This window comes from Streptomyces sp. NPDC002032, assembly GCF_042890765.1.
GTDB lineage: Bacteria > Actinomycetota > Actinomycetes > Streptomycetales > Streptomycetaceae > Streptomyces.
The window spans coordinates 406,630-426,455 of record NZ_JBIASM010000004.1; the positions used below are offsets into that span (position 1 = coordinate 406,630).

Genomic DNA, 19,826 nt, shown 5'->3' on the forward strand with positions numbered 1-19,826 from the left:
ACGGCCGGTCTGTTCGACGGCCGCTCTGTCGGCCAGGTGTGCTACGGCCGGCGGGTGTTCTCCACCGCCGCGACCAAGGGGGCCAGTTCCGGGTTGCGGGCGGCTTCGGTGAGGGCCTCGCGCAGGGCGGTGTCGTTCGTGGGGCGGGCTTCGGACAGGAGGTCCAGGCCCGCCCCGCTCACGTCGGTGTAGATGCCCCGGCGGTCGGTGTCGCAGATGTAGCGGTTCAGCAGCCCCCGGTCCTCCAGCCTGCTGACCAGCCGGGTCGTCGCGCTCTGGCTGAGCACGACCGACTCCGCGACCTGGTTCATCCGCAGATGGCCGCCCGGGCCGGCGTGCTGCCGGCTGAGCACGTCCAGCAGCGAGTACTCGCGCACGCTCAGCCCGTGCCCCGCCTGGAGCGCCCGTTCGATGTGCGCCTCGATCCGGCCGTGCAGGAGGGAGAGGGCGCACCAGCCCTGGGCGAGGCCCGTCAGTGCGCTGTCGGTGGCCGTCATGGGCTCCTCCGTCGTGTCCGGCCGGCCGGCCCCGGCCCTCCGGAGGCCGGTCCCGCCGCGCGTGCGTACCGCCAGGATAGGCCACTCCCCGCAATAGCCCGCGCTTGCAAATATCCCGCGTCTGCAATTAATGTGGACGCAGGCAAACAGCGACCGCAAAATCTTGTGGCCCCCTGCCCCTCCGCACCGCACACCCCCCGCACCCCCTGAAGGGCACCTCCCTCATGCCTCTCGCGCTCCTCGCCCTCGCCATCGGGGCCTTCGGGATCGGCACCACCGAGTTCGTGATCATGGGCCTGCTCCCCGAGGTCGCCGCCGGCTACGGCGTCTCCATCCCGACCGCCGGCTTCCTGGTCACCGGCTACGCCCTCGGCGTGGTCCTCGGCGCCCCGCTGATGACCGTCCTCGGCACCCGCGTCCCCCGCAAGCGCATGCTGATGCTGCTCATGGGCCTCTTCGTCATCGGCAACGTGCTCTCCGCGCTCGCCCCCGCCTTCGGCGTGATGCTCGCCGGCCGCGTGGTCGCCTCCCTGGCCCACGGCGCCTTCTTCGGCATCGGCGCGGTCGTCGCCGCCGAACTCGTCGCCCCGGACAAGAAGGCGGGCGCGATCGCCATGATGTTCACCGGCCTCACCGTCGCCAACGTCATCGGCGTCCCGCTCGGCACCCTCGTCGGGCAGACCCTCGGCTGGCGCGTGACCTTCCTGATCGTCGCCGCCCTCGGCATCGTCGGCCTGCTCGGGATCGCCCGGCTCGTCCCCGACCTCCCGCGCCCCGAAGGCGTACGGATCCGCCACGAGATCGCCGCGTTCCGCAACGTCCAGGTGCTGCTCGCGATGGGGATGACCGTCCTCGGCTTCGGCGGGGTCTTTGCCGCCATCACCTACATCACCCCGATGATGACCAACGTCGCCGGTTTCGCCGACACCTCCGTGACCTGGCTGCTCGTCCTCCTCGGCCTCGGCATGGTCGCGGGCAACCTCGTCGGGGGCCGGTTCGCCGACCGGGCGCTGATGCCGATGCTGTACACGACCCTGGGCGCGCTGGCTGTCGTACTGGCCCTGTTCACCCTCACCGCCCACAGCGGGGCCGGCGCCGCCGTCACCCTCTTCCTCATCGGCGCCCTCGGCTTCGCGACCGTGCCCCCGCTGCAGAAGCGGGTCCTCGACCAGGCCGCCGGCGCCCCCACCCTGGCCTCCGCCGTCAACATCGGCGCCTTCAACCTCGGCAACGCCCTCGCCGCCTGGCTCGGCGGTCTCGTGATCGCCGCCGGGCTCGGCTGGACCGCCCCGAACTGGGTCGGGGCCGCCCTGGCCGCCTCCGCCCTCGTCCTCGCCCTCGTCTCCGGAGCCCTGGAGCGCCGTACGGGACGCCGCGCGGCCGACAGCCGGGTCGTCGCCGCCGGCGCCCCCGCCCCCGTCGCCCCCGTCTCCGCCCACCACTGACGCGCACCCCCCCCACACACACGCACGCCCACCGCACACAGGAGCACCGCATGTCCAGCACCACCCCCGCCGCCCGCGCCACCGTCGCCCCGCTGACCACCCGGGACGCCGAACTGCTCGTCGCCACGGCCACGGCCGCCGCCGAAGCCGCCGGGGTCACCGTCAGCGTCAGCGTCCTCGACGCGGGCGGCCACCCGCTGGCCTTCCGCCGCGACGACCGGGCCGTCCTGATCTCCGGCGAGACCAGCACCCGCAAGGCCTTCACCGCCCTCCAGCTGAACGCCCCCACGGCCGACCTCGTCGACGCCGTCCAGCCGGGCGGCCCCTTCCACACCCTGCCCACCGCCCTCGACCGGCCGCTCCTCTTCATCGCGGGCGGGCTCCCCGTCCACCGCGACGGCCGCCTCGTCGGAGCCATCGGCGTCGGCGGCGGTGCCCCCGAGCAGGACCACCGCTTCGCCGCCGCCGCGCGCGACGCCCTGGCCGCCTGACCAGGCCCGCCCCGCCCCCCCCGGTAGCGCCGCCGTGTCCCCCGTGCCAGGTTGGTACGGGGGACACGGCGGCGAACACGGGTGCACCATGCGGCAACGGACGAGCAGAATCCGGCGGGGCCGGGCCCTGGCGAGCGCGGCGGCCGCCGCGCTGGTCTCCCTCGCCGTACCCGCCTGCTCCGCCGGAGCCGAATCCTCCCGGGCCGCCACGGACACCGCCCGCGCCACGGGCGACGCCCCCGCCCCCGTCACACCGCCGGGCCCCACCCCCGCCGCGTCCCCGTCGACCCCGGCGTCCGCGTACCCGCTGTCCACCGCCCCGAGCACCGTCCCCGCCGTACGCGCACACCGGGCCGCCCGGGGCCCCGGCTGGAAGCCGGCCCCCGCCGCCCGCGTCGTCGTGGCCCCCGCCGACAGCGCGGCCCTGTCCGACGAGGCGAAACTGCTCGCCGGGGAACTGAAACTCGGCTACGCCGAAGCGGCGGAGCCCGGGCCCGGCGACGTCCAGCTCGCCCTCGGCGCAAAGGGCTCCGGTCCGCCCGAGTCGTACACGCTCACCGTGCGGGACGGCCGCGTCCGCATCGCCGGCCCCGACGAGGCGGGCGTCTTCTACGGCACCCGCACCCTCAAGCAGGAGATACGCGGGGCCGGTTCGGCCCCCGAGGGCACGGTCGAGGACGCCCCGGCCAAACCGCAGCGCGGACTCAACCTCGACATCGCGCGCAAGAACTTCACCCCCGCCTGGATAGAGGACCGGCTGCGCGAGATGGCCGACCTCAAGCTCAACCAGCTCGGCCTGCACTTCTCCGACGACCAGGCCTTCCGGATCCAGTCCGACAGCCACCCCGAGATCGTCTCCACCCCGCACCTCACCAAGGCCCAGGTGCGCGGGATCACCGCCCTCGCCGCCCGCCTGCACATCACCGTCGTCCCCGAGATCGACTCGCCCGGCCACCTCGGCGCGGTCCTGCGGGCCCACCCCGGCCTCCAGCTGCGCGACGCACAGGGCCGGGCCGTCAAGGGCGCGGTCGACATAGCGAACCCGGCGTCCGCCCGGCTCGTGGACGAACTGCTGCGCGAGTACCTGCCGTTGTTCCCCGCCGGGGCCTGGCACCTGGGCGCCGACGAGTACCAGGCGCTCGTCGTCCGCGACCCGCAGGCCTCCTTCCCGAAGCTCGCGGCCGCCGCCCGCGCCCGCTACGGGCCCACCGCCCGCGTACAGGACCTGGCGACGGGCTGGCTGGGCGACCGGGCCGCCGTGGTCCGTCCGTCGGGCAAGGCCCTCAAGGCGTGGAACGACGGCTTCTTCAAGGGCGGGATCGCCACCGCCGCCCCCGACATCCAGGCCGAGTACTGGACCGGCAAGGAGATCGGGGCCCGGCCGCCGCTGGAGTACCTGAGCGCGGGCCGCAAGGTCGTCAACCTCAACGACGAGTACCTGTACTACGTGCTCGGCCAGCCCAACCAGTTCACGTACCCCACCGGGCGGCGGATCTACGAGGAGTGGACCCCGCGCGTGCTGCGCGGCACCGCCGCCGTCCCGGCCGGGTACGACGCGCAGATCCTCGGCGCCCGGCTCGCCGTCTGGTGCGACCTGGCCGGGGCGCAGACCCAGGACCAGGTGGCGGCCGGCATCCGGCTGCCGTTGGCGGCCCTCTCCCAGAAGGTCTGGGACGCCCGCGCACCGCAGGCCCCCTGGACCGCTTTCAAGGCCCTCGCCGACCGCCTCGGCTGACCGGACGTCCGCGATCCGCAACAACGCGATCCCGGACCGGTGACGAACGTCTTCGCGCCATCGCCCTGGCCGGATCCCGCGCGCTACGGTCACGCCACGTGATGCGGGACCCAGCAGAGGGAGACGACCATGAGCGCGGTACGAAGCCGGAGACGGGCCCGTGGACAGGTGGCGCTGGCCGCCCTCGGTGTGTGCGCGGTGCTGGGCCTCACGGCCTGTCAGGGCGGTGACGACGCCGCGGGCGCGCCGGGCGGCGGTGCGGGCTCGGTCTCCACACCGGCGACGGCCCCCACACCCGTCCCGGTCCCGACGGGCGCCACGGCCGCGCCCTCGGCCACGTCCACCAAGCCCCCCGGGAAGCCGGCCACCAAGCCCGGGGCCACCGCCTCCCCGGCGAAGAAGCCCGGCCCCACCGCCACCGCGGCCTGCGACCACACGATGCCGATCGCGCCCGACCTGATCGCCCTGTACCGCTACACGCCCGAGGGCGGGGACCACAACCTCATCGTCAAGCACGGCAACTGGAAGTGCGCGGGCCCGGACGGCGGGGGCGCCCCCTTCGCGCCGGTGGGCACCGAGACCTTCATCCCGATCGCGGAGACCGCCAAGATCACCGCGACCGCGCCGATCGTCTCGGGTTCGGCGAGCAAGCCGGTGACCCTCCACGAACTCATCGCGTGGGTGACCGCGCACCCCGACTCGGGCCTGCCCTTCCGCTACCACCTGGGCGCGGGCGGCTTCATCGACACGCTCGACGAGGTCTACGTCCCCTGACGCCAGGCCGCCCCGTCGCCCGGCCGCCCGGTCTCAGGTCCGCGGGACCCGCTCGCGCAGCTGCCAGCGCCGCCGGGCCCACTCGGCGGCCGGCGGCAGGGCCGCGAACACGGTGAGGATCCAGGCCGCGGCGAAGCCCCAGATCAGGGGCTGCGCCACGGTCACCGACGCCGCGATGAGCAGGACCACCGTCAGGGCGCCGAGCGCACAGGCCGCCAGGGTGCGGTGGCGGCGGTGCGCGGACCGCAGGATCCGGTCCAGGGACCGGTCGCTCCTGAGGTCGGCCTCGATCGCGGAGAGGGCGCGCTGCTCGCGATCGGACAGTCCGGCTCCGTCCATGACGTCGCACCTCCGTCAGCCGCCACCGCCCGGCGCGGACCGCAGCCTCTGGCCTGCGCATACCCGCCCCGGCGCGGGCCAACCCCGCCGGGGCCATCGGCTACCAGATGGAGTTGACCCACTCGGGGTGGTCGATGAAGGGGTTGCGGTTGTGCTGGTAGGTGTCGTAGATGACCTGGTTGCGGCGCTGCTCGAAGGCGTCCGGCGGGTCCTGGAGGTTCCACTGCTTCAGGACGCTCAGGCGGCCGATCGCCGGGGCGCTGCCGTTGTTGACCTTGTCGTTCGGCTCCAGGTCGGCGAAGCCGTCCCCGCCGTCGTAGCGGACCGCCATGTAGAGCAGCATCCGGGCGACGTCGCCCTTGACCGCGTCGCGGGGCTCGAAGGAGTCGGCGTCCGTACGGCTGCCGGGGGCCTCGGCGACGGGGCTGCCGCCCATGTCGAAGTCCTTGTTGCCGCGCGTGCTGTTGACGGTGACGTCCTCGGGCCGCAGGTGGTGCAGGTCGGTGCCGGGACCGGTGGCGGTGCCGAAGTCGCCGTGGCTCTTGGCCCAGACGTGCTCGCGGTTCCAGTCGTTGGCCCCGCCGCCGTTGGTGCTCTTGGACTGGGAGCGGCCGGAGTAGACGAGGATCACGTTGTTGGGGTTCGCCGGGTCCTGGTCGGTGACCTTCAGGGCGTTCCACACACCGTCGTAGGTGACCTTGGACTGGGTCTTGATGATGTCGTGCAGGGCGGACTTGAGCGCGGCGCCGGTCTTGCCCTCGGCGGGCGCGTAGTAGTCGGCCACGCTCACGGACGGGGCGGCCGTGGGGGCGGCCGCCGTCCGGTCCTGGCCGGCGGAGGCCGTGGCGGGTATCAGGAACAGGGCGGCGGCCGCGAGGGCGCCGGCCCAGGGTGCCGTACGGGAGATTCTCATGACGTGGGGGTGCCTCTCCACACGCACCGTCCCCACCAGGGGAATTGGCGGGGTGTCAGGTGGCAGAGCGAGAGTCACATTGTCATGTGCCCTACAGGTGAAGGCTATGTGTCGGGAGTGGGCAACCTTGGTGTTTGCGGCCGTCGGCGCAGGGGCACGGTAGCGGTCGGCGCCGGCCGGGCCGGCGCCGAACGGAACGGCCCCGACGGGAGCAGCCCATGGCAGTGAAGATCCTCATCGTGACCGGCGACGCGGCGGAGTCGCTGGAGGTCATCTACCCCTACCAGCGCCTGCGCGAGGAGGGGTACGAGATCCACGTCGCGGCCCCCTCGCGCAAGAAGCTGCGGTTCGTCGTGCACGACTTCGAGGAGGGCTTCGACACCTACACGGAGAAGCCCGGCTACACCTGGCCGGCCGACCTCGCCTTCGCCGAGGTGGTCACCGAGGAGTACGCGGCCGTGGTCGTCCCGGGCGGGCGCGCACCGGAGTACCTGCGCAACGACCCCGAGGTGCGGCGGATCCTGGCCGCCTTCGCCGGGGCCGACAAGCCGATCGCGCAGATCTGCCACGGGCCGCTCATCACCGCCGCGAGCGGGGCCCTGGGGGGACGCCGGGTCACGGCCTACCCCGCGCTGGAGCCGGACATGAAGGCGGCGGGGGCCGAGTTCGAGGACGCGGAGGCGGTGGTCGACGGGACCCTGGTCTCGGCCCGGGCCTGGCCCGACCACTCCGCCTGGATGCGGGAGTTCCTGACGGTGCTGCGGGCCAAGGCCCCGCTGGCGTAGACCCGGCCGGCGCCGGGCCGAAGCCGGCCGCGGCCCGGCCCGTGCCCGTTCGGCGGCTCAGCCCGCGCCGAGCGGTCCGGCGGCGCGGGCCGAGCCGTCCGGCGGCCGGCCCGCGCCGGGCGGCGGTGTCAGCCCGTGGTGACCGTGGGGGCCGGCTCGTACTTGTAGTTGGCCGGGCCGAAGTTCTTCTTCACGGCCGCCTCCCAGGAGCCGTCCGCGACCATCTTCGCCAGCGCCGTGTTGATCTTGCGCTGGAGCTCGCTGTCGCCCTTCTTGACGCCGATGCCGTAGTTCTCGTTGCTCAGCCGCAGCCCGACCAGCTTGAACTTGCCCTCGTTGCCCTTACGGGCCGCGTACCCGGCCAGGATCGAGTTGTCGGTGGTCATGGCGTCGACCAGACCGTCCTGGAGGGCGACCAGGCATTCCGAGTAGCCGCCGAGCTCCAGCACGCTCGCCTTGGGGGCGAGGTTGTTCTTGACGTTCTCGGCGGAGGTGGAGCCGGTCACCGAGCACAGCTTCTTGGTGTTGAGGTCCTCGGCCTTGGTGATGGACCCGTCGTCGGCGCGGACCAGGAGGTCCTGGTGGGCGACGAAGTACGGACCGGCGAAGTCGACCTTCTCCCGGCGCTTGTCGTTGATCGAGTAGCTCGCGGCGACGAACTGGACCTCGTTGTACTGGAGCAGCAGCTCGCGGTCGGAGCTGTACACCTGCTTGAACTCGATCTCGTTCGGCTTGTAGCCGAGGTCCTTCGCGATGTACGTGGCCACGTCGACGTCGAAACCGGTGAAGGTGCCATCGGGCTCGCGCATGCCGATGCCCGGCTGGTCGAACTTGATGCCGACGGACAGGGGCTCCTTCGGCTGGTCACCGCCACAGCCGGAGGCGGTGGCGGCGAGCGCGATCACTGCGGCGACCGCACCGGCCTTGGGAACCTTCATGCTGCACTCTTTCCTCGGGAACGCGTGACCACGGGTGGTGATGCGCGGGTTCGGGGCACGCGCGACCGCTGGGTGGTGTGGCACGTGTATGAGGAAGCTAAGAAGCGGACGGGCACAGCGTCACTACATCTGAGTAAAACTTGAGGATAACGATCCGGTTCGACCGGAAGATCTCCGCCGTGACCGGGCGGCGCCCGCACGTGCTCCCGGCCGTATGGCCGGGAACGTACGGTCCCCCGCCCCGTGATCACCGGCGCGTGACAGCATGGCAGGGCACCACCGGCCAAAGCGGCCAAGCGGAGGGGGAGTTCGGTGAGCGCACTACGCAAGAGCCTGGCCAAGGTGGAGGTCGCCCTGCGCTGGGATCCCAGCCCGGCCGGCACCCCCGCCAACGACCTGGACATCGTCGCGGCGGTGTACGCCGCCGCGGACCCGTACGGGGAGCCCGTCTACCTCGTGCACTTCGGCAGCCGCGCCCCCGACGGCACCATCACCCTCGCCCGGGACAGCCGCACCGGCCAGGGATTCGGCTTCGACGAGGTGATGACGCTCGAACTGGACCGGCTGGCGCCCGAGCTCGGCCGGGTGGTGGTCGGCGTGGTGATCCAGGAGGCCGGCGCGGCCGCCGGGGCGGCCCGCAAGACCTTCGCCGATGTCGCCGGTACCGGGCTGCGGATCCGCGAGGGCTACACCGACCTCGCCACGGGTGATTTCACGGAGGTGGCGGGGGCCACCTCCGCCACGGTCGCGCGGTTCACCCGCGACGAGGAGGGCGGCTGGGCGCTCGACGCCCGGCTGCTCGGGTTCGACGCGGACCCGCAGAAGTACGTCCGGATCATGGGCGCCGCGCGCGGCTGAGCCCGCGCCGCCCGGGGGCCCGGGCCGGTCCCGCGCCGCCGGGGGCCGGAGCCCGGGCCCGGAAAACCGTGCGGACGGGGTGGGGGCCACTCTGCTCGGGAGTGGCCCCCACCCCGTCCGGGTGGCGCGCTGCCGCCGTCCCCACGAGGCAGCGCGAAGCGGGTCACCGTCCGGTCATCGTGGACGGCGGCCCACCGGTATGAAGGGCATCAGGGGGTGATGCCGAGTGCGGGCAGCAGGGCGACGTCGACGAACCTGACCAGGTAGTCGGCGTCCGCGTACCGCCCCTCCAGGACCGGCCGGATCCGCAGGACGCCCATCAGCTGCGCCGGCAGGAACTCCACGGCCGGATGGTCCGCGGTGATCTCGCCCCGCGCCACCGCCCGGGCCACGATCGCGTCGAAGGCCGTCAGCTCGGGCTCCACCAGCGCCTCGCGCAGTGCGCCCTGGAGCTCCTCGTCGCTGAGCACGGCGTGCCCGAGCGCCTGGGTGAGCCGGGTGTCGCGGCCCGAGGTGCAGGCCGCGATCCGGGCGGCCTCGCGCAGGTCGCCCACCAGGGTCCCGGTGTCGACGTCGGCCAGCGAACGGTCGCTGCGGCTCGCGCGCAGGGCGGCCGCCACCAGCTGGGGCTTGGTCTTCCACTGCCGGTAGAGCGTGGACTTGCCGCAGCTGGCGCGGGCGGCGACGCCCTCCATGGTGAGGGCCTCGTACCCGTGCTCGCGCAACTGCTCCAGGACGGCGTCGTAGAACTCCTGCTCACGCTCCGGCGTGATCTTGGAGCGGCGCGCGGTGACCTGCGGCGTCGACGTCATGAAGAGCGGCTCTCCTCGCGGTTTCCTGGGCGGCTGCGGCCGGTGCGTCCGGCGCATGCCGCGTCTCCGAGTGTACGGCTACGACAGCGTATCGGTACACCCGCGTATCGATACGGGAATGTATCGATACACTGGCGTGTCGATAGGAAGCGGATCCCTGACCGACGGCACGCCAGCCGGGGACCCGCGACCACACCCGAAAGAAGTGAGACCGGGGGATGACCTCCCACACCACTCCCGACCGGCCGCGCGCCGCATCGTCGGACGCGCGCCGTCGGTTCATACGCGAGCTGCTGCTCGTCGCGGGCCTGTTCGCCGTCTACAAGGCGGGCCGGACGCTCTCGACCGGCCGCACCGACGAGGCCTTCCGCAACGCCGGCCGCGTATGGAACGCCGAGCGCGCCCTGCACCTGCCCGGCGAGGGCGCGGTCCAGCGGCTGCTGCTCCACTCGGACGCCGTCGTCCACACCGCCAACACGTACTACGCGGCCGTGCACTTCCCGGCGACCGCGCTGTTCCTGATCTGGCTCTACCTGCGCCGCCCGCGGCACTACCTGTGGACCCGCCGGGTGCTCGCCGTCCTGACCGGCGCCGCCCTCGCCCTGCACCTCTCGTTCCCGCTCGCGCCCCCGCGGATGCTGGACACCGCGCACCTGGTGGACACCGGGCAGGTCTACGGGCCCACCGTCTACCGGGCCGCCCCCGCCGCCGACACCATGGCCAACCAGTTCGCCGCGATGCCCTCGCTGCACTTCGGCTGGGCGCTGATGCTGGCGCTCGGCATGATCGCCGCGACCCGCTCGCGGTGGCGCGTCCTGTGGCTGCTGCACCCGCTGATCACCCTGCTGGTGGTCGTCGGCACCGCCAACCACTACTGGCTCGACGCGATCGTGGCCACCCTGCTGCTGGGCGCCGCACTGCTCGTCATCCCGCGCCCGCGCACCGCCGCGGCGCCCGCCGTGACACCCGCGACGCCTACCGTGACACCCGGGCCGGCTGTCCGGCCCGCGGTGCCCGCCGCCGCCCCGGTTCCGGTCGCCGCCGCCCCGGCCTCGGCTCCCGGACAGCCCGGCCGTGGTCCGGTCGCCGCGGGCAGCCCGAGACCCGGGCCGGCTCCCGGTGGCGGAGCCGCTCCGCGTCCCGCCGTACCCGCCGCCGTGTCCGCGGGGGCCGGACGGTGAACGCCACCGCCCTCGCCGTGGCGCTCTGCCTCGCCTCCGCCGTGACCTACGCGGCCGCCGCCGTGGCCCAGGAGCGGCTCGCCCGCCGGGCCGTCGCCCGCACCGCCGCGGCCCTGCTCGGCAACGGCGCCTGGTGGTGGTCGGCCGGACTGAACGCGGCCGCCGCACTGCTGCACGCCGCCGCCCTGCGCTACGGCCCCCTCACGCTGGTCCAGCCACTCGGCGCGCTGACCCTGGTGGCGGCCGTCCCGCTCGGGGCGCGCGGCGCCGGGCGGCGGGTCGCCGCCACCGAGTGGCGGGGCACGCTGGCCACCGTCGCCGGACTCGGACTGCTGCTGCTCCCCGCCTCCGGCCCGGCCCCCGACGACACCCTCACCCTCGCCGAGGCCCTCTCGGTGTCCGGCGCCACCGCCGCCGTGATCGTCCTGCTCACCGCCCGCAAGGACCCCCGCTCGGGCCTGCGCCACGCCACCGCCTCCGGCCTCGCCTCCGCGGCCGCCTCCGCCCTGACGCAGACCGTCGCGGTGGCGGGCGGCCGGGGCGGCGCCCTGCTCAGCGCCCGGGTCGTCACGGTGGCCCTGCTCGTGGTGGTGTTCGCGGTCGGCGGGATGCTCCTTTCGCAGCGCGCCTACCGGGGCGGACTCGGCGCCCCCCTCGCCGTGGTGAACCTGGCCAACCCGCTCGCCGCGGCGGCCATCGGCATGGTCCTGCTCGGCGAACGCCTCCAGGGGGGCGCGTTCGGCGTCCTCCTCGCCGCCGCCGGAGCCCTCGCCGCGACGCGCGGGGTCCTGCTGCTCACCCGTACCGCCCCCACCGTGCAGGGAACGGACGCGAGGCCCCTGCCGTCCGGTCACGTCCCCGCCTGACCGGGCGGGGCGGCGCGGGGGCCGCGGCCTGGGATCCGCCGCCCCCGCCCCAGCGGAGAACCGATTCCCCGTCCGGCGCGTCCTCCCAGGTGAGAGACGTACCCAACGAGCGGAGCGAACGACCATGGGCATCATCGGCTGGATCATCCTCGGTCTGCTGGCCGGCGGCATCGCCAAGGTCCTGCTGCCCGGCCGGGACCCCGGCGGCCTCATCGGCACCACCCTCATCGGCGTCGCGGGCGCCTTCATCGGCGGCTGGCTCTCCGCCAAGTTCCTGGACCGCCCCATCCAGACCCAGTTCTTCGACCTCGCCACCTGGGGCTCCGCCATCGCCGGCTCCCTCGTGCTGCTCATCGGCTACCGCCTCCTCTTCGGCAATTCCCGCGACTGAGCCCCGGCGGCCCTGCCTATGCTGGGCGCGCACGGCGCGACGTACGAGCTGCGAGGAGCCCGGACCCCATGAGCGTCACCCCCGTCCCCACCGCCGACCTCTACGACGAACACGGCGAGAGCCTCGGCATCTGCTCCACCGCGTTCCGCGTGATCGGCGGCCGACGGCTCTTCGCCGGACCCGTGCGCACCCTGCGCTGCCACGAGGACAACGCCCTGCTGCGCGAGCTGGTGCACACCCCGGGCGGGGGAGCCGTCCTCGTAGTCGACGGCGCCGGCTCGCTGCGCACCGCCCTGGTCGGCGACCTCCTCGCCGGGGCCGCGGCGCGATCCGGCTGGGCCGGGCTGATCATCAACGGTGCCGTCCGCGACAGCGTCGCCCTCGGCGCGCTCGACCTCGGCGTCCTGGCGCTGGGCACCTGCCCCCGCAAGAGCGGCAAGACCGGTGCCGGGACCGTCGACGGGCCCGTCACCCTCGGCGGCGTCACCTTCCGCCCGGGCGACACCGTCCACGCCGACGACGACGGCGTCGTCGTGCTCCCCGCCTCGCCCTGAGACCGGCCCCGGCCCGCCCGGCACCGTACGTTTTCCGCCACCCCCGGGCCACGGGGCCTGGCGGCGGCGGTCCGCGACCGGTTTCACTGCGGGCCCATGAGACGACACAGGATCATGGGCCTGCTCGGCGCGCTCACCCTCGCCGCCGGGGCCCTGGCCGGACCCGCCGCCGCGGCGGCCCCGGCCCCCCGGACGGTCCCGGCCGGGCCCACCCCGCCCGCCGAGTTCGGCACCGACTGGCACGACCCGCTCACCGCCGCCCCGCCCCCGCGCCGGCCCCCGACCCGCTCCTGCGAGGTCACCCTCGCCGAAGCCCGCTTCCGGGACTTCACCCCCTACCGGGGCAGCTACGCCCCGCCCACCGCCTGCGGCCGCTCCTCCTGGGCCAAGGTCGTGCTGCGCCTCGACGGCACGGTCAAGGGCCGTCAGTACGACCGCCTCGGCAACCTCACCCTCGGCGGCGTCGAGATCCTGCGCACCTCCACCCCCGAACCCTCGCCCGACGGCATCGCCTGGTCCGTGGAGAAGGACGTCACCTCCTACCGCGACACCCTCAGCCGCCCCCAGCCCGTCGAGATGCTGATCGGCAACGTCGTCGACGACACCTACACCGGCGTCATCGACGTCAAGGTCACCCTCACCTTCTACGCCGCCGACGGCCGCAACCCGGCCCCCGACACCCCCGACCTGGTCCTCCCGGTCCCCGCCCCCGGCGCGGGAGGGGCCGCCGTCACCACCCCGCGCAACACCGAGCGGCTCCTCGCCGAGGTGTACGCCACCGGCTCCGGCGGCGGCTGCGAGGAGTACTGGTACCTCACCGTCCCCGACGCCGCCCCCTACTCCTGCAAGGCCGCCGACGGCCCCCACCGCGAGGTCCGGATATCGGTCGACGGTCAGCTCGCGGGCCTCGCCGCGCCCTTCCCCACCGTCTGGACCGGCGGCTGGTCCAACCCCTTCCTCTGGTACGTCGTCCCCGGCCCCCGCGCCTTCGACGTCCAGCCGGTCCGCTACGACCTCACCCCCTACGCCGCCCTCCTCAACGACGGCCGCCCGCACCGCGTCGAGGTCTCCGTCGCCGGCGTGCCCGCCGGACAGAGCGGCTGGAGCACCCCCGCCAACCTGCTGCTCTGGCAGGACCACGGCCGCCCGGTCGTCACCGGCGCCCTGACCCGGCACGAGGAGACGGCCCCGTCGGGCGCCGCGCACTGGACCCCCGCCCCCGCCCCCGGCGGCGAACACCGCCTGGACGCCGACGGCGCCCACCGCCTCACCGTCGCCGGACACCTCGACACCTCGCACGGCCGCGTCACCACCACCGTCACCCGGGACGTCCGCGCCACCTCCGTCCACCGCTGGACCGAGGGCGAGGACCGCGACGCCCTCACCGCCACGTGGACCGACGAGGAGAGCGTCACCCGCGGGCCCGCCACCACCCGCACGCACCGCACGTACACCATGGACGGCGCCACCACCCTCGGCGCCGGGGACCGGCTGCGCACCGTCCTGTCCCTCGGCGACCGGTCCGACACCGTCACCCTGCGCGGCGGCCGCGAGACCGGACGCACCCGGCTCGACGACGGCTACACCGGGGACGCCTCGTACACGGCGAACGTCCCGCGCGAGCAGCGGCACGCGGTCGCCACCACCACCGCCCACTACCGCCTGTACGGGACCGAAGCGGGCAACGGCTGTTACGACCGTACGGTGACCACCGAGCAGGGCACCCTGACGGTGGACCGCCGCCGCTGCTGACGCGGGCGGCCCCTACGATGACGGGCCATGGACACGAGTGAGGCCGGCGGACGGCTGGTGGACGGCCGCTTCCAACTGATCGGCCCCCTGGGCGCCGGAGGCATGGGAACGGTGTGGCGCGCCCGCGACATAGCCCTGCACCGCGAGGTCGCCCTCAAGGAGGTGCGCCCGCCGGACCCGGCCACCGCCGCCGCGCAGCCCGGCCTCGCCGGGCAACTGCGCGAGCGGGCCGTGCGCGAGGCCCGCGCGCTCGCCCGTCTCGCCCACCCCAACGTGGTGACGATCCACCACATCGTGGAGCCCGCTCCGGGGACCGGGGGGCACCCGTGGATCGTGATGGAGCTCGTCAAGGGCGGCTCCCTGCACGACCGCCTCGCCGACGGGCCGATGCCGGTCGGCGAGGTGCTGCGGCTCGGGCTCGACGTGTTGTCCGCGCTGCGGGCCGCCCACGCCGAAGGCGTGCTGCACCGGGACGTGAAACCGGCCAACGTGCTGCTGCGGCCCGGCGGCAGCGCCGTCCTGACCGACTTCGGCATCGCCGCCCTGCACGGCTCGACCGCCCTCACCTCCACCGGGGTGCTGATCGGCTCGCCCGAGTACATCGCGCCCGAGCGGGTGCGCGGGGAGGAGGGGCTGGCCGCCTCCGACCTGTGGTCCCTCGGGATGCTGCTGTACGTCGCCGCCGAGGGGACGCACCCGCTGCGCCGGGCGAGCAGCCTGGCCACGGTGGTCGCCGTCCTGGACGAGCCGATCCCGGCGCCGGTACGGTCCGGCCCGCTGGGCCCCGTACTGGAACGGCTGCTGGTCCGCGATCCGGCGGCGCGGCCCGACGGGGAGCTGCTCGAAGCACTGCTCCGCTCCGCGAGCGCCGCTCTCGCGGGAACCCCGGCCGCACCGCCTGCCCCGGCCGCACCGGCAGCCCCCTCCGCCCCGGTGGCCGCCGTTGCGCCCCCGTCCGGCCAGTACGGGCCGGCCGCGCCGTACGCGCCCCACGCCCCCGGGCCCGCCCCCGCCGCGACCCGCGCCCTGGCTCCCGGGAGCGGGCGGCGCCGTCCGCCGCGCGCCCTGGCCGCCGTACTGCTCGCGGCCGTTCTGGCCGGCGGGGTCTACGGCCTCGTGCGGTGGTACCCCGACGGCGGCGCCACCACCGGCGCCAAGCCCGGCGGCGGCGCCACCGGCCCCGCCGCCTCCGCCCCGGCGGCGACCCCGTCCGGTTCCGCCCCCGGCGCCCCGCCGCTGGGCCCCCGTACCAGCTCCGCCGCGAGCCCGGCCTCCGTACCGAAGGGGAGCCTGCTCACCCCCGACCGCGTCCGCACCGCCCTCGCGGCCCTCAAGGCGCGGACGGGCACCACCACCTTCGGGAAGATGACCGTCTACGACGAGTACGTCATCGCCGCCGTCCCCACCGCCCCCGGCGCCGAGACCCTGGACTACTGGGAGTACCGCGCCGGCGCCGTCCGCCGCTCCGGCCCCGCCGGCACCGTCAAGGACGGCGACCCGGTGATCGACATGGCCGCCGTCGACTGGGACGCGCTGCCCGCCCTGCTCGAACGCTCCGCGCGCGACCTCTCCGTGGCGAAGCCTTCCTCGCGCTACGTCATCGTCGATCCCTGGATGATGGACCACGTCCCCTGTATGCGGGCCTACCTCAGCGACGAGTACGGGCGCGGCGGTTACGTCCTCGCCGGGACCGACGGCCAGGTCAAGAAGGTCGTCTCCGGCTGACATCGTGACCCCGTACGCACGCGCGCGTACGGCTGCCCGCGTACGGCTCGCCCGCGTACGTTCCGACCCGCTTCCGAGGAGCACGGCCACCATGCCCAGCTGGCGCACCACCCTCACCCGGGCGGGGATCACCGCCCCCCGCCTGCGGGAGGACTACACGCACGCCGCCCGCCGGGTCCTGCGCCGCGAACCCGCCCCCTACCTGACCCTGCGCCTGCTCGCCGATCCGGCCCTGGTGCCCTGGCTGACGGCCGGTCTCGCCTTCATGAACCGGGTCGACGACGTCGCCGAGGGCGGACCCCCGGCCGGGCGGGCCGCCGCGACCGCCGCGCTGGCGGCCCGCACCGCGGCCGCCCTGGAGTCGGGGGACGACCCGGACCCCCTGCTGCGCGCCTACGGCCACGCCGTACGCACCCGGGAACTGCCCGCGCACTGGGTCACCCGGTTCCTGGACGGCGCGGCCACCGCCGAGGCGGGCTTCGACGGCTTCGCCGACGAGGAGGACTTCCAGGCCTACCTCGACGCCTACGCCTGGCCCGGGGTCCTGGTCTTCGCCGGCCTCCGCTACCAGGGCGGACCGGACCCCGAACAGGCCGCCGGCTGGCGCCGGTTCGTGGACGCCGCCCAGCGCGTCGACTTCCTCGCCGACCTCCACGGAGACCTCGCCGAAGGCCGTCTGTGCATTCCGCGCGCCCGCCTCGCCGAGCACGACGTGACCCGCGACGACCTGGAACGGGCCCGGGACACCCCCGGCGTCCGGGCCCTCCTCGCCGCCGAGTGCCGGCGGGCGCGCACCGCCCTGGCCGCCGCCGACGACGTCCCGGACCTGGCCGGTCCGGGCCTGCGGCCGGTGATCGGCGCCATGACGGAGCTGATGGCCCACCAGCTGACCGCCGTGGAACGGGCGGGCTGCGCCGTGCTGCGCCGCGACACCGGATACGGCCTCGCCGCGCCCCTGCGCACCCTGCTGCGCGCCCGGACCCGCGGCCCGGCTCCGACGGGCCCGTGACATTCGTACTCCCGCGTTTCGTACAACCGGATCTGCCGCCCGGGCCGCCCGGCTTCCTACCGTGGGAGGCATGAAACGCGAGCGGCGGAAAACGGACCGCGACATGGACACCGACACCGACACCGACACCGGTGGCGGCACGGGCACTGGCGGCGGGGCGGCGTGCGGGGCGGCGGGGCGGCCGGACGGCGACGGCGAGGACCCCGGCCACCTGCCCGGCACGATGCTCCCGCGCAACGCCCTGACCCTGCTGCCCTGGCTGCTGCTGGGCATGGGAGCCGTCTCCAACATCGTCCAGGGCAAGACCCCCAACCCCTGGGTCGGCGCCGTGGGCCTGCTCGTCTTCAACTCCCTCTACGTCACGCTGGTGTTCCGGGCCTTCCACCAGCGGGCGCGGGAGGCCCCCGTCACCCGGTGGTGCCTGCTCGCGCTGGGCCTGGTCACCTGCGCCCTGGCCCTGGCCTACGGCGGCACCTGGCTGCTGTTCTTCCCGCTGCTGGGACTGGCCACCGGCGCGGTCCTCCGGGGCCGCCGGCTCGGCCAGGTGATGATCCTGGTGACCACCGTGGCCGGGGTCATCGCGGGCCGGCAGGTGGGGCTGAGCGCCATCGGCATCGCCTACGGGACCTTCCTGTCCGGCATGGTCACCGCCGCCCTGCTGGCCCTGTCCGGGACGGTCAAGGAGCTCCGGGACACCCGCCAGGAGCTGGCCCGGGCGGCCGTGGACGAGGAGCGGCTGCGTTTCTCCCGGGACCTGCACGACCTGCTCGGCCACACCCTGTCGGTGATCGTCGTGAAGTCGGAGGCGGCCCGCCGGATCGCCCCCCGCGACATGGACGCGGCCCTGGAACAGGTCCGCGACATCGAGTCGGTGGGGCGCCAGGCCCTCACCGAGATCCGGGAGGCCGTCACCGGTTACCGCGACGCGAGCCTGGAGGCCGAGCTGGACCGGGCCCGCAGCGCGCTGACCGCCGCCGGCATCGAGCCCTTCGTCCGCCGGTCGGGGCCCCCGCTGCCCGCGCAGACGGCGGCCCTGCTGGGCTGGGTGGTCCGCGAGGCCGCGACCAATGTCATCCGGCACAGCGGCGCGGCCGGCTGCGAGATCGAGCTGTCCGCCGTCGGCGGACGGGCCCGGCTGGTGATCACGGACGACGGGCACGGCGTAGGCTCGGCTCCGCCGGGCAGCGGGCTCACCGGGCTCGGCGAACGGCTCGCCGCGGCGGGCGGCACCCTGCGGAGCGGACCGGCCCCGGGCGGCGGCTTCCGGGTCACCGCCGAACTGCCGGTGGAAGCGTGGGGCCACGAGGACGGGGAGAACCGATGATCAGGGTCCTGCTGGCCGAGGACCAGGGCATGATGCGCGGCGCGCTCGCCCTGCTCCTCGGACTGGAAGAGGACATCGAGGTCGTGGCACAGGTCGCGGCCGGGGACGAGGTCGTGCCCGCCGCGCTCGAAGCCCGGCCCGACGTGGCCCTCCTCGACATCGAACTCCCGGGCCGCAGCGGCCTCGACGCCGCAGCCGACCTGCGTGCGCGGCTGCCCGCCTGCCGGGTGCTGATCCTGACCACCTTCGGCAGGCCCGGGTACCTGCGCCGGGCGATGGAGGCCGGGGCGGCCGGGTTCCTGGTGAAGGACGGCCCGGTGGAGGAACTGGCCGCGGCCGTACGGCGGGTGCTGGCCGGGGAGACCGTGATCGACCCGGCCCTGGCGGCGGCCGCCCTCGGCGCCGGCCCGAACCCGCTGACCCCGCGCGAGACCGACGTCCTCAACGCGGCCGCCGACGGGGCCACCGTCGCCGACATCGCGGCCCGGGTGCACCTGTCGGAGTCGACCGTGCGCAACTACCTCTCCGCGGCCATCGGCAAGACCGGTACCCGCAACCGCATGGAGGCCGTCCGCGCGGCCCGTCGCCAGGGCTGGCTCTGAGCGACGGGTGTGCCGGGTGAGGACGGGTGTGCCGGTCAGTACGCGCCGTTGACGTTGTCGATGGAGCCGTAGCGCGCGGCGGCGTAGTTGCAGGCCGCGGTGATGTTGGCGACCGGGTCGTAGGAGTCCATCGGCGTACCCGGCACGTGGTAGGCGCGGAAGGTGGGGTCGATGACCTGGAGGAGGCCCTTCGAGGGGATTCCGGCCGCCGCGTTGGAGTCCCAGTTGTTGATGGCGAGCGGGTTTCCGGAGGACTCGCGCATCACGTTGCGGTGAATTCCGTTGTAACTGCCGGGAATTCCGTGCCGGGCCATGATGTCGAGCGACTGGCGTATCCAGCCGTCGAGGTCGTTCCCGTACGAGGTCACCGAGGCGGGTGCGGCCGTGGCCGTCGTGGCCCTGGCGGCGGCGGCCTTGGCCGCGGCGCCGAGGCTCAGTCGCAGGCCCGGGCGGATCACCGACGGATCGGCCCCGATAGCGGTGCGGTTGGCGGCGTAGAGGGCCTGCCAGCCGCCGCTCACGGAATGCTCGGCCGCGATCTTCGAAAGGGTGTCGCCGCCGATCACGGCATACGTGGCCGGCGCCCCGGCGGCCTTTTCGGCGGCGGGCAGCAGGGTCGGCTGCGCGGCGGTCCGCGCCACGGTGCCCGGGGCGGCGGCGGCCACGGCCGGCTGGGCGACGGCCGCACCGGCCGTGGTCGCGCTGATCAGCGGAAGGGCGAGGGCCGCCCCGCCGGTGCCGACGACGGCCAGGCGGCGGGCGAGGGGGTGCTGCTTCGGCCGGCGGTGCTTACCCTTTGCGGACATGGCGCATTTCCTCACGTGGGGGTACGGGA

21 protein-coding genes are annotated in these 19,826 nt (G+C 74.7%); 15 read left to right on the forward strand and 6 right to left on the reverse strand.

From position 1 onward, the window contains the following. Window positions 1–41: 41 nt before the first annotated feature. Window positions 42–497: a MarR family transcriptional regulator gene (locus ACFYYT_RS13470; RefSeq protein ID WP_351819949.1), complete on the reverse strand. Its 456-nt coding sequence runs from the start codon at window positions 495–497 to the stop codon at window positions 42–44. 224 nt (window positions 498–721) lie between these two features. On the opposite strand from ACFYYT_RS13470, the gene ACFYYT_RS13475 reads away from it, so the two are divergent. The 4 genes from ACFYYT_RS13475 (at window position 722) to ACFYYT_RS13490 (ending at window position 4,942) form a co-directional block, all read left to right on the forward strand. Next, on the forward strand, window positions 722–1,942 hold the full coding sequence (locus ACFYYT_RS13475; protein ID WP_351819952.1) for an MFS transporter: 1,221 nt from the start codon (window positions 722–724) through the stop codon (window positions 1,940–1,942). Between the two features lie 50 nt (window positions 1,943–1,992). Then, window positions 1,993–2,433: a heme-binding protein gene (locus ACFYYT_RS13480; protein ID WP_351819954.1), complete on the forward strand. Its 441-nt coding sequence runs from the start codon at window positions 1,993–1,995 to the stop codon at window positions 2,431–2,433. A gap of 88 nt (window positions 2,434–2,521) precedes the next feature. After that, window positions 2,522–4,168, forward strand: coding sequence for a family 20 glycosylhydrolase (locus ACFYYT_RS13485; RefSeq protein WP_351819957.1), 1,647 nt, complete (start codon window positions 2,522–2,524; stop codon window positions 4,166–4,168). Window positions 4,169–4,297: 129 nt separating this feature from the next. Continuing rightward, a complete protein-coding gene (locus tag ACFYYT_RS13490) occupies window positions 4,298–4,942 on the forward strand; it encodes a hypothetical protein (RefSeq protein WP_351819960.1) in 645 nt (214 codons plus the stop codon). Between the two features lie 33 nt (window positions 4,943–4,975). Here ACFYYT_RS13490 and ACFYYT_RS13495 read toward each other — a convergent pair whose 3' ends face one another. Both ACFYYT_RS13495 and ACFYYT_RS13500 read right to left on the reverse strand, forming a co-directional pair. Beyond that, entirely contained in the window at window positions 4,976–5,281 is a 306-nt protein-coding gene (locus tag ACFYYT_RS13495; RefSeq protein WP_351819962.1) for a DUF3040 domain-containing protein, read from the reverse strand. A gap of 100 nt (window positions 5,282–5,381) precedes the next feature. Next, window positions 5,382–6,194: an endonuclease gene (locus ACFYYT_RS13500; RefSeq protein ID WP_351819965.1), complete on the reverse strand. Its 813-nt coding sequence runs from the start codon at window positions 6,192–6,194 to the stop codon at window positions 5,382–5,384. Between the two features lie 218 nt (window positions 6,195–6,412). On the opposite strand from ACFYYT_RS13500, the gene ACFYYT_RS13505 reads away from it, so the two are divergent. Further along, entirely contained in the window at window positions 6,413–6,979 is a 567-nt protein-coding gene (locus ACFYYT_RS13505; RefSeq protein ID WP_351819968.1) for a DJ-1/PfpI family protein, read from the forward strand. A gap of 128 nt (window positions 6,980–7,107) precedes the next feature. Here the strand turns inward: ACFYYT_RS13505 and ACFYYT_RS13510 are convergent, their stop codons facing one another. Continuing rightward, window positions 7,108–7,917: a glutamate ABC transporter substrate-binding protein gene (locus ACFYYT_RS13510; RefSeq protein WP_351819971.1), complete on the reverse strand. Its 810-nt coding sequence runs from the start codon at window positions 7,915–7,917 to the stop codon at window positions 7,108–7,110. A gap of 312 nt (window positions 7,918–8,229) precedes the next feature. On the opposite strand from ACFYYT_RS13510, the gene ACFYYT_RS13515 reads away from it, so the two are divergent. Further along, on the forward strand, window positions 8,230–8,775 hold the full coding sequence (locus ACFYYT_RS13515; RefSeq protein WP_351819974.1) for a TerD family protein: 546 nt from the start codon (window positions 8,230–8,232) through the stop codon (window positions 8,773–8,775). Between the two features lie 209 nt (window positions 8,776–8,984). Here ACFYYT_RS13515 and ACFYYT_RS13520 read toward each other — a convergent pair whose 3' ends face one another. Continuing rightward, entirely contained in the window at window positions 8,985–9,587 is a 603-nt protein-coding gene (locus ACFYYT_RS13520; protein ID WP_351819977.1) for a TetR/AcrR family transcriptional regulator, read from the reverse strand. 218 nt (window positions 9,588–9,805) lie between these two features. On the opposite strand from ACFYYT_RS13520, the gene ACFYYT_RS13525 reads away from it, so the two are divergent. From ACFYYT_RS13525 to ACFYYT_RS13565, 9 genes are all read left to right on the forward strand, one after another. Beyond that, window positions 9,806–10,768 carry a phosphatase PAP2 family protein gene (locus ACFYYT_RS13525; RefSeq protein WP_351819980.1) on the forward strand — a complete coding sequence of 321 codons (963 nt, stop codon included), beginning with the start codon at window positions 9,806–9,808 and terminating at the stop codon, window positions 10,766–10,768. Then, the gene (locus ACFYYT_RS13530) at window positions 10,765–11,634 is read left to right on the forward strand and encodes a hypothetical protein (RefSeq protein ID WP_351819983.1); all 870 of its coding nucleotides are present in this window, start codon (window positions 10,765–10,767) and stop codon (window positions 11,632–11,634) included. The genes ACFYYT_RS13525 and ACFYYT_RS13530 overlap by 4 nt, the downstream gene beginning before the upstream one ends. 124 nt (window positions 11,635–11,758) lie before the next feature. Then, window positions 11,759–12,025 carry a GlsB/YeaQ/YmgE family stress response membrane protein gene (locus tag ACFYYT_RS13535; RefSeq protein ID WP_351819986.1) on the forward strand — a complete coding sequence of 89 codons (267 nt, stop codon included), beginning with the start codon at window positions 11,759–11,761 and terminating at the stop codon, window positions 12,023–12,025. Between the two features lie 68 nt (window positions 12,026–12,093). Next, a complete protein-coding gene (gene rraA / locus ACFYYT_RS13540; protein ID WP_351819988.1) occupies window positions 12,094–12,579 on the forward strand; it encodes a ribonuclease E activity regulator RraA in 486 nt (161 codons plus the stop codon). Between the two features lie 96 nt (window positions 12,580–12,675). Then, on the forward strand, window positions 12,676–14,331 hold the full coding sequence (locus ACFYYT_RS13545) for a peptide-N4-asparagine amidase (protein WP_351819991.1): 1,656 nt from the start codon (window positions 12,676–12,678) through the stop codon (window positions 14,329–14,331). 27 nt (window positions 14,332–14,358) lie between these two features. Continuing rightward, on the forward strand, window positions 14,359–16,056 hold the full coding sequence (locus ACFYYT_RS13550; RefSeq protein ID WP_351819994.1) for a serine/threonine-protein kinase: 1,698 nt from the start codon (window positions 14,359–14,361) through the stop codon (window positions 16,054–16,056). 91 nt (window positions 16,057–16,147) lie between these two features. Continuing rightward, window positions 16,148–17,065, forward strand: a complete 918-nt coding sequence (locus ACFYYT_RS13555) for a squalene/phytoene synthase family protein (protein ID WP_351819996.1) — start codon at window positions 16,148–16,150, stop codon at window positions 17,063–17,065. A gap of 70 nt (window positions 17,066–17,135) precedes the next feature. Then, window positions 17,136–18,389 (forward strand): sensor histidine kinase, encoded by a 1,254-nt coding sequence (locus ACFYYT_RS13560; RefSeq protein ID WP_388607843.1) that lies wholly within the window; start codon window positions 17,136–17,138, stop codon window positions 18,387–18,389. Then, window positions 18,386–18,991, forward strand: coding sequence for a response regulator transcription factor (locus ACFYYT_RS13565; RefSeq protein WP_351819998.1), 606 nt, complete (start codon window positions 18,386–18,388; stop codon window positions 18,989–18,991). The genes ACFYYT_RS13560 and ACFYYT_RS13565 overlap by 4 nt, the downstream gene beginning before the upstream one ends. Window positions 18,992–19,026: 35 nt before the next feature. On the opposite strand, the gene ACFYYT_RS13570 is transcribed toward ACFYYT_RS13565, so the two are convergent. After that, window positions 19,027–19,797: a LysM peptidoglycan-binding domain-containing protein gene (locus ACFYYT_RS13570; RefSeq protein ID WP_351820001.1), complete on the reverse strand. Its 771-nt coding sequence runs from the start codon at window positions 19,795–19,797 to the stop codon at window positions 19,027–19,029. Window positions 19,798–19,826 lie beyond the last annotated feature (29 nt).

Excerpts from the sequence above, each read along its gene's own strand:
- ACFYYT_RS13470 (WP_351819949.1), bottom strand. The coding sequence starts at position 497 with ATGACGGCCACCGACAGCGCACTGACGGGCCTCGCCCAGGGCTGGTGC.
- ACFYYT_RS13475 (WP_351819952.1), top strand. The coding sequence starts at position 722 with ATGCCTCTCGCGCTCCTCGCCCTCGCCATCGGGGCCTTCGGGATCGGC.
- ACFYYT_RS13480 (WP_351819954.1), top strand. The coding sequence starts at position 1,993 with ATGTCCAGCACCACCCCCGCCGCCCGCGCCACCGTCGCCCCGCTGACC.
- ACFYYT_RS13485 (WP_351819957.1), top strand. The coding sequence starts at position 2,522 with ATGCGGCAACGGACGAGCAGAATCCGGCGGGGCCGGGCCCTGGCGAGC.
- ACFYYT_RS13490 (WP_351819960.1), top strand. The coding sequence starts at position 4,298 with ATGAGCGCGGTACGAAGCCGGAGACGGGCCCGTGGACAGGTGGCGCTG.
- ACFYYT_RS13495 (WP_351819962.1), bottom strand. The coding sequence starts at position 5,281 with ATGGACGGAGCCGGACTGTCCGATCGCGAGCAGCGCGCCCTCTCCGCG.
- ACFYYT_RS13500 (WP_351819965.1), bottom strand. The coding sequence starts at position 6,194 with ATGAGAATCTCCCGTACGGCACCCTGGGCCGGCGCCCTCGCGGCCGCC.
- ACFYYT_RS13505 (WP_351819968.1), top strand. The coding sequence starts at position 6,413 with ATGGCAGTGAAGATCCTCATCGTGACCGGCGACGCGGCGGAGTCGCTG.
- ACFYYT_RS13510 (WP_351819971.1), bottom strand. The coding sequence starts at position 7,917 with ATGAAGGTTCCCAAGGCCGGTGCGGTCGCCGCAGTGATCGCGCTCGCC.
- ACFYYT_RS13520 (WP_351819977.1), bottom strand. The coding sequence starts at position 9,587 with ATGACGTCGACGCCGCAGGTCACCGCGCGCCGCTCCAAGATCACGCCG.
- ACFYYT_RS13525 (WP_351819980.1), top strand. The coding sequence starts at position 9,806 with ATGACCTCCCACACCACTCCCGACCGGCCGCGCGCCGCATCGTCGGAC.
- ACFYYT_RS13535 (WP_351819986.1), top strand. The coding sequence starts at position 11,759 with ATGGGCATCATCGGCTGGATCATCCTCGGTCTGCTGGCCGGCGGCATC.
- rraA (WP_351819988.1), top strand. The coding sequence starts at position 12,094 with ATGAGCGTCACCCCCGTCCCCACCGCCGACCTCTACGACGAACACGGC.
- ACFYYT_RS13545 (WP_351819991.1), top strand. The coding sequence starts at position 12,676 with ATGAGACGACACAGGATCATGGGCCTGCTCGGCGCGCTCACCCTCGCC.
- ACFYYT_RS13550 (WP_351819994.1), top strand. The coding sequence starts at position 14,359 with ATGGACACGAGTGAGGCCGGCGGACGGCTGGTGGACGGCCGCTTCCAA.
- ACFYYT_RS13555 (WP_351819996.1), top strand. The coding sequence starts at position 16,148 with ATGCCCAGCTGGCGCACCACCCTCACCCGGGCGGGGATCACCGCCCCC.
- ACFYYT_RS13560 (WP_388607843.1), top strand. The coding sequence starts at position 17,136 with ATGAAACGCGAGCGGCGGAAAACGGACCGCGACATGGACACCGACACC.
- ACFYYT_RS13565 (WP_351819998.1), top strand. The coding sequence starts at position 18,386 with ATGATCAGGGTCCTGCTGGCCGAGGACCAGGGCATGATGCGCGGCGCG.
- ACFYYT_RS13570 (WP_351820001.1), bottom strand. The coding sequence starts at position 19,797 with ATGTCCGCAAAGGGTAAGCACCGCCGGCCGAAGCAGCACCCCCTCGCC.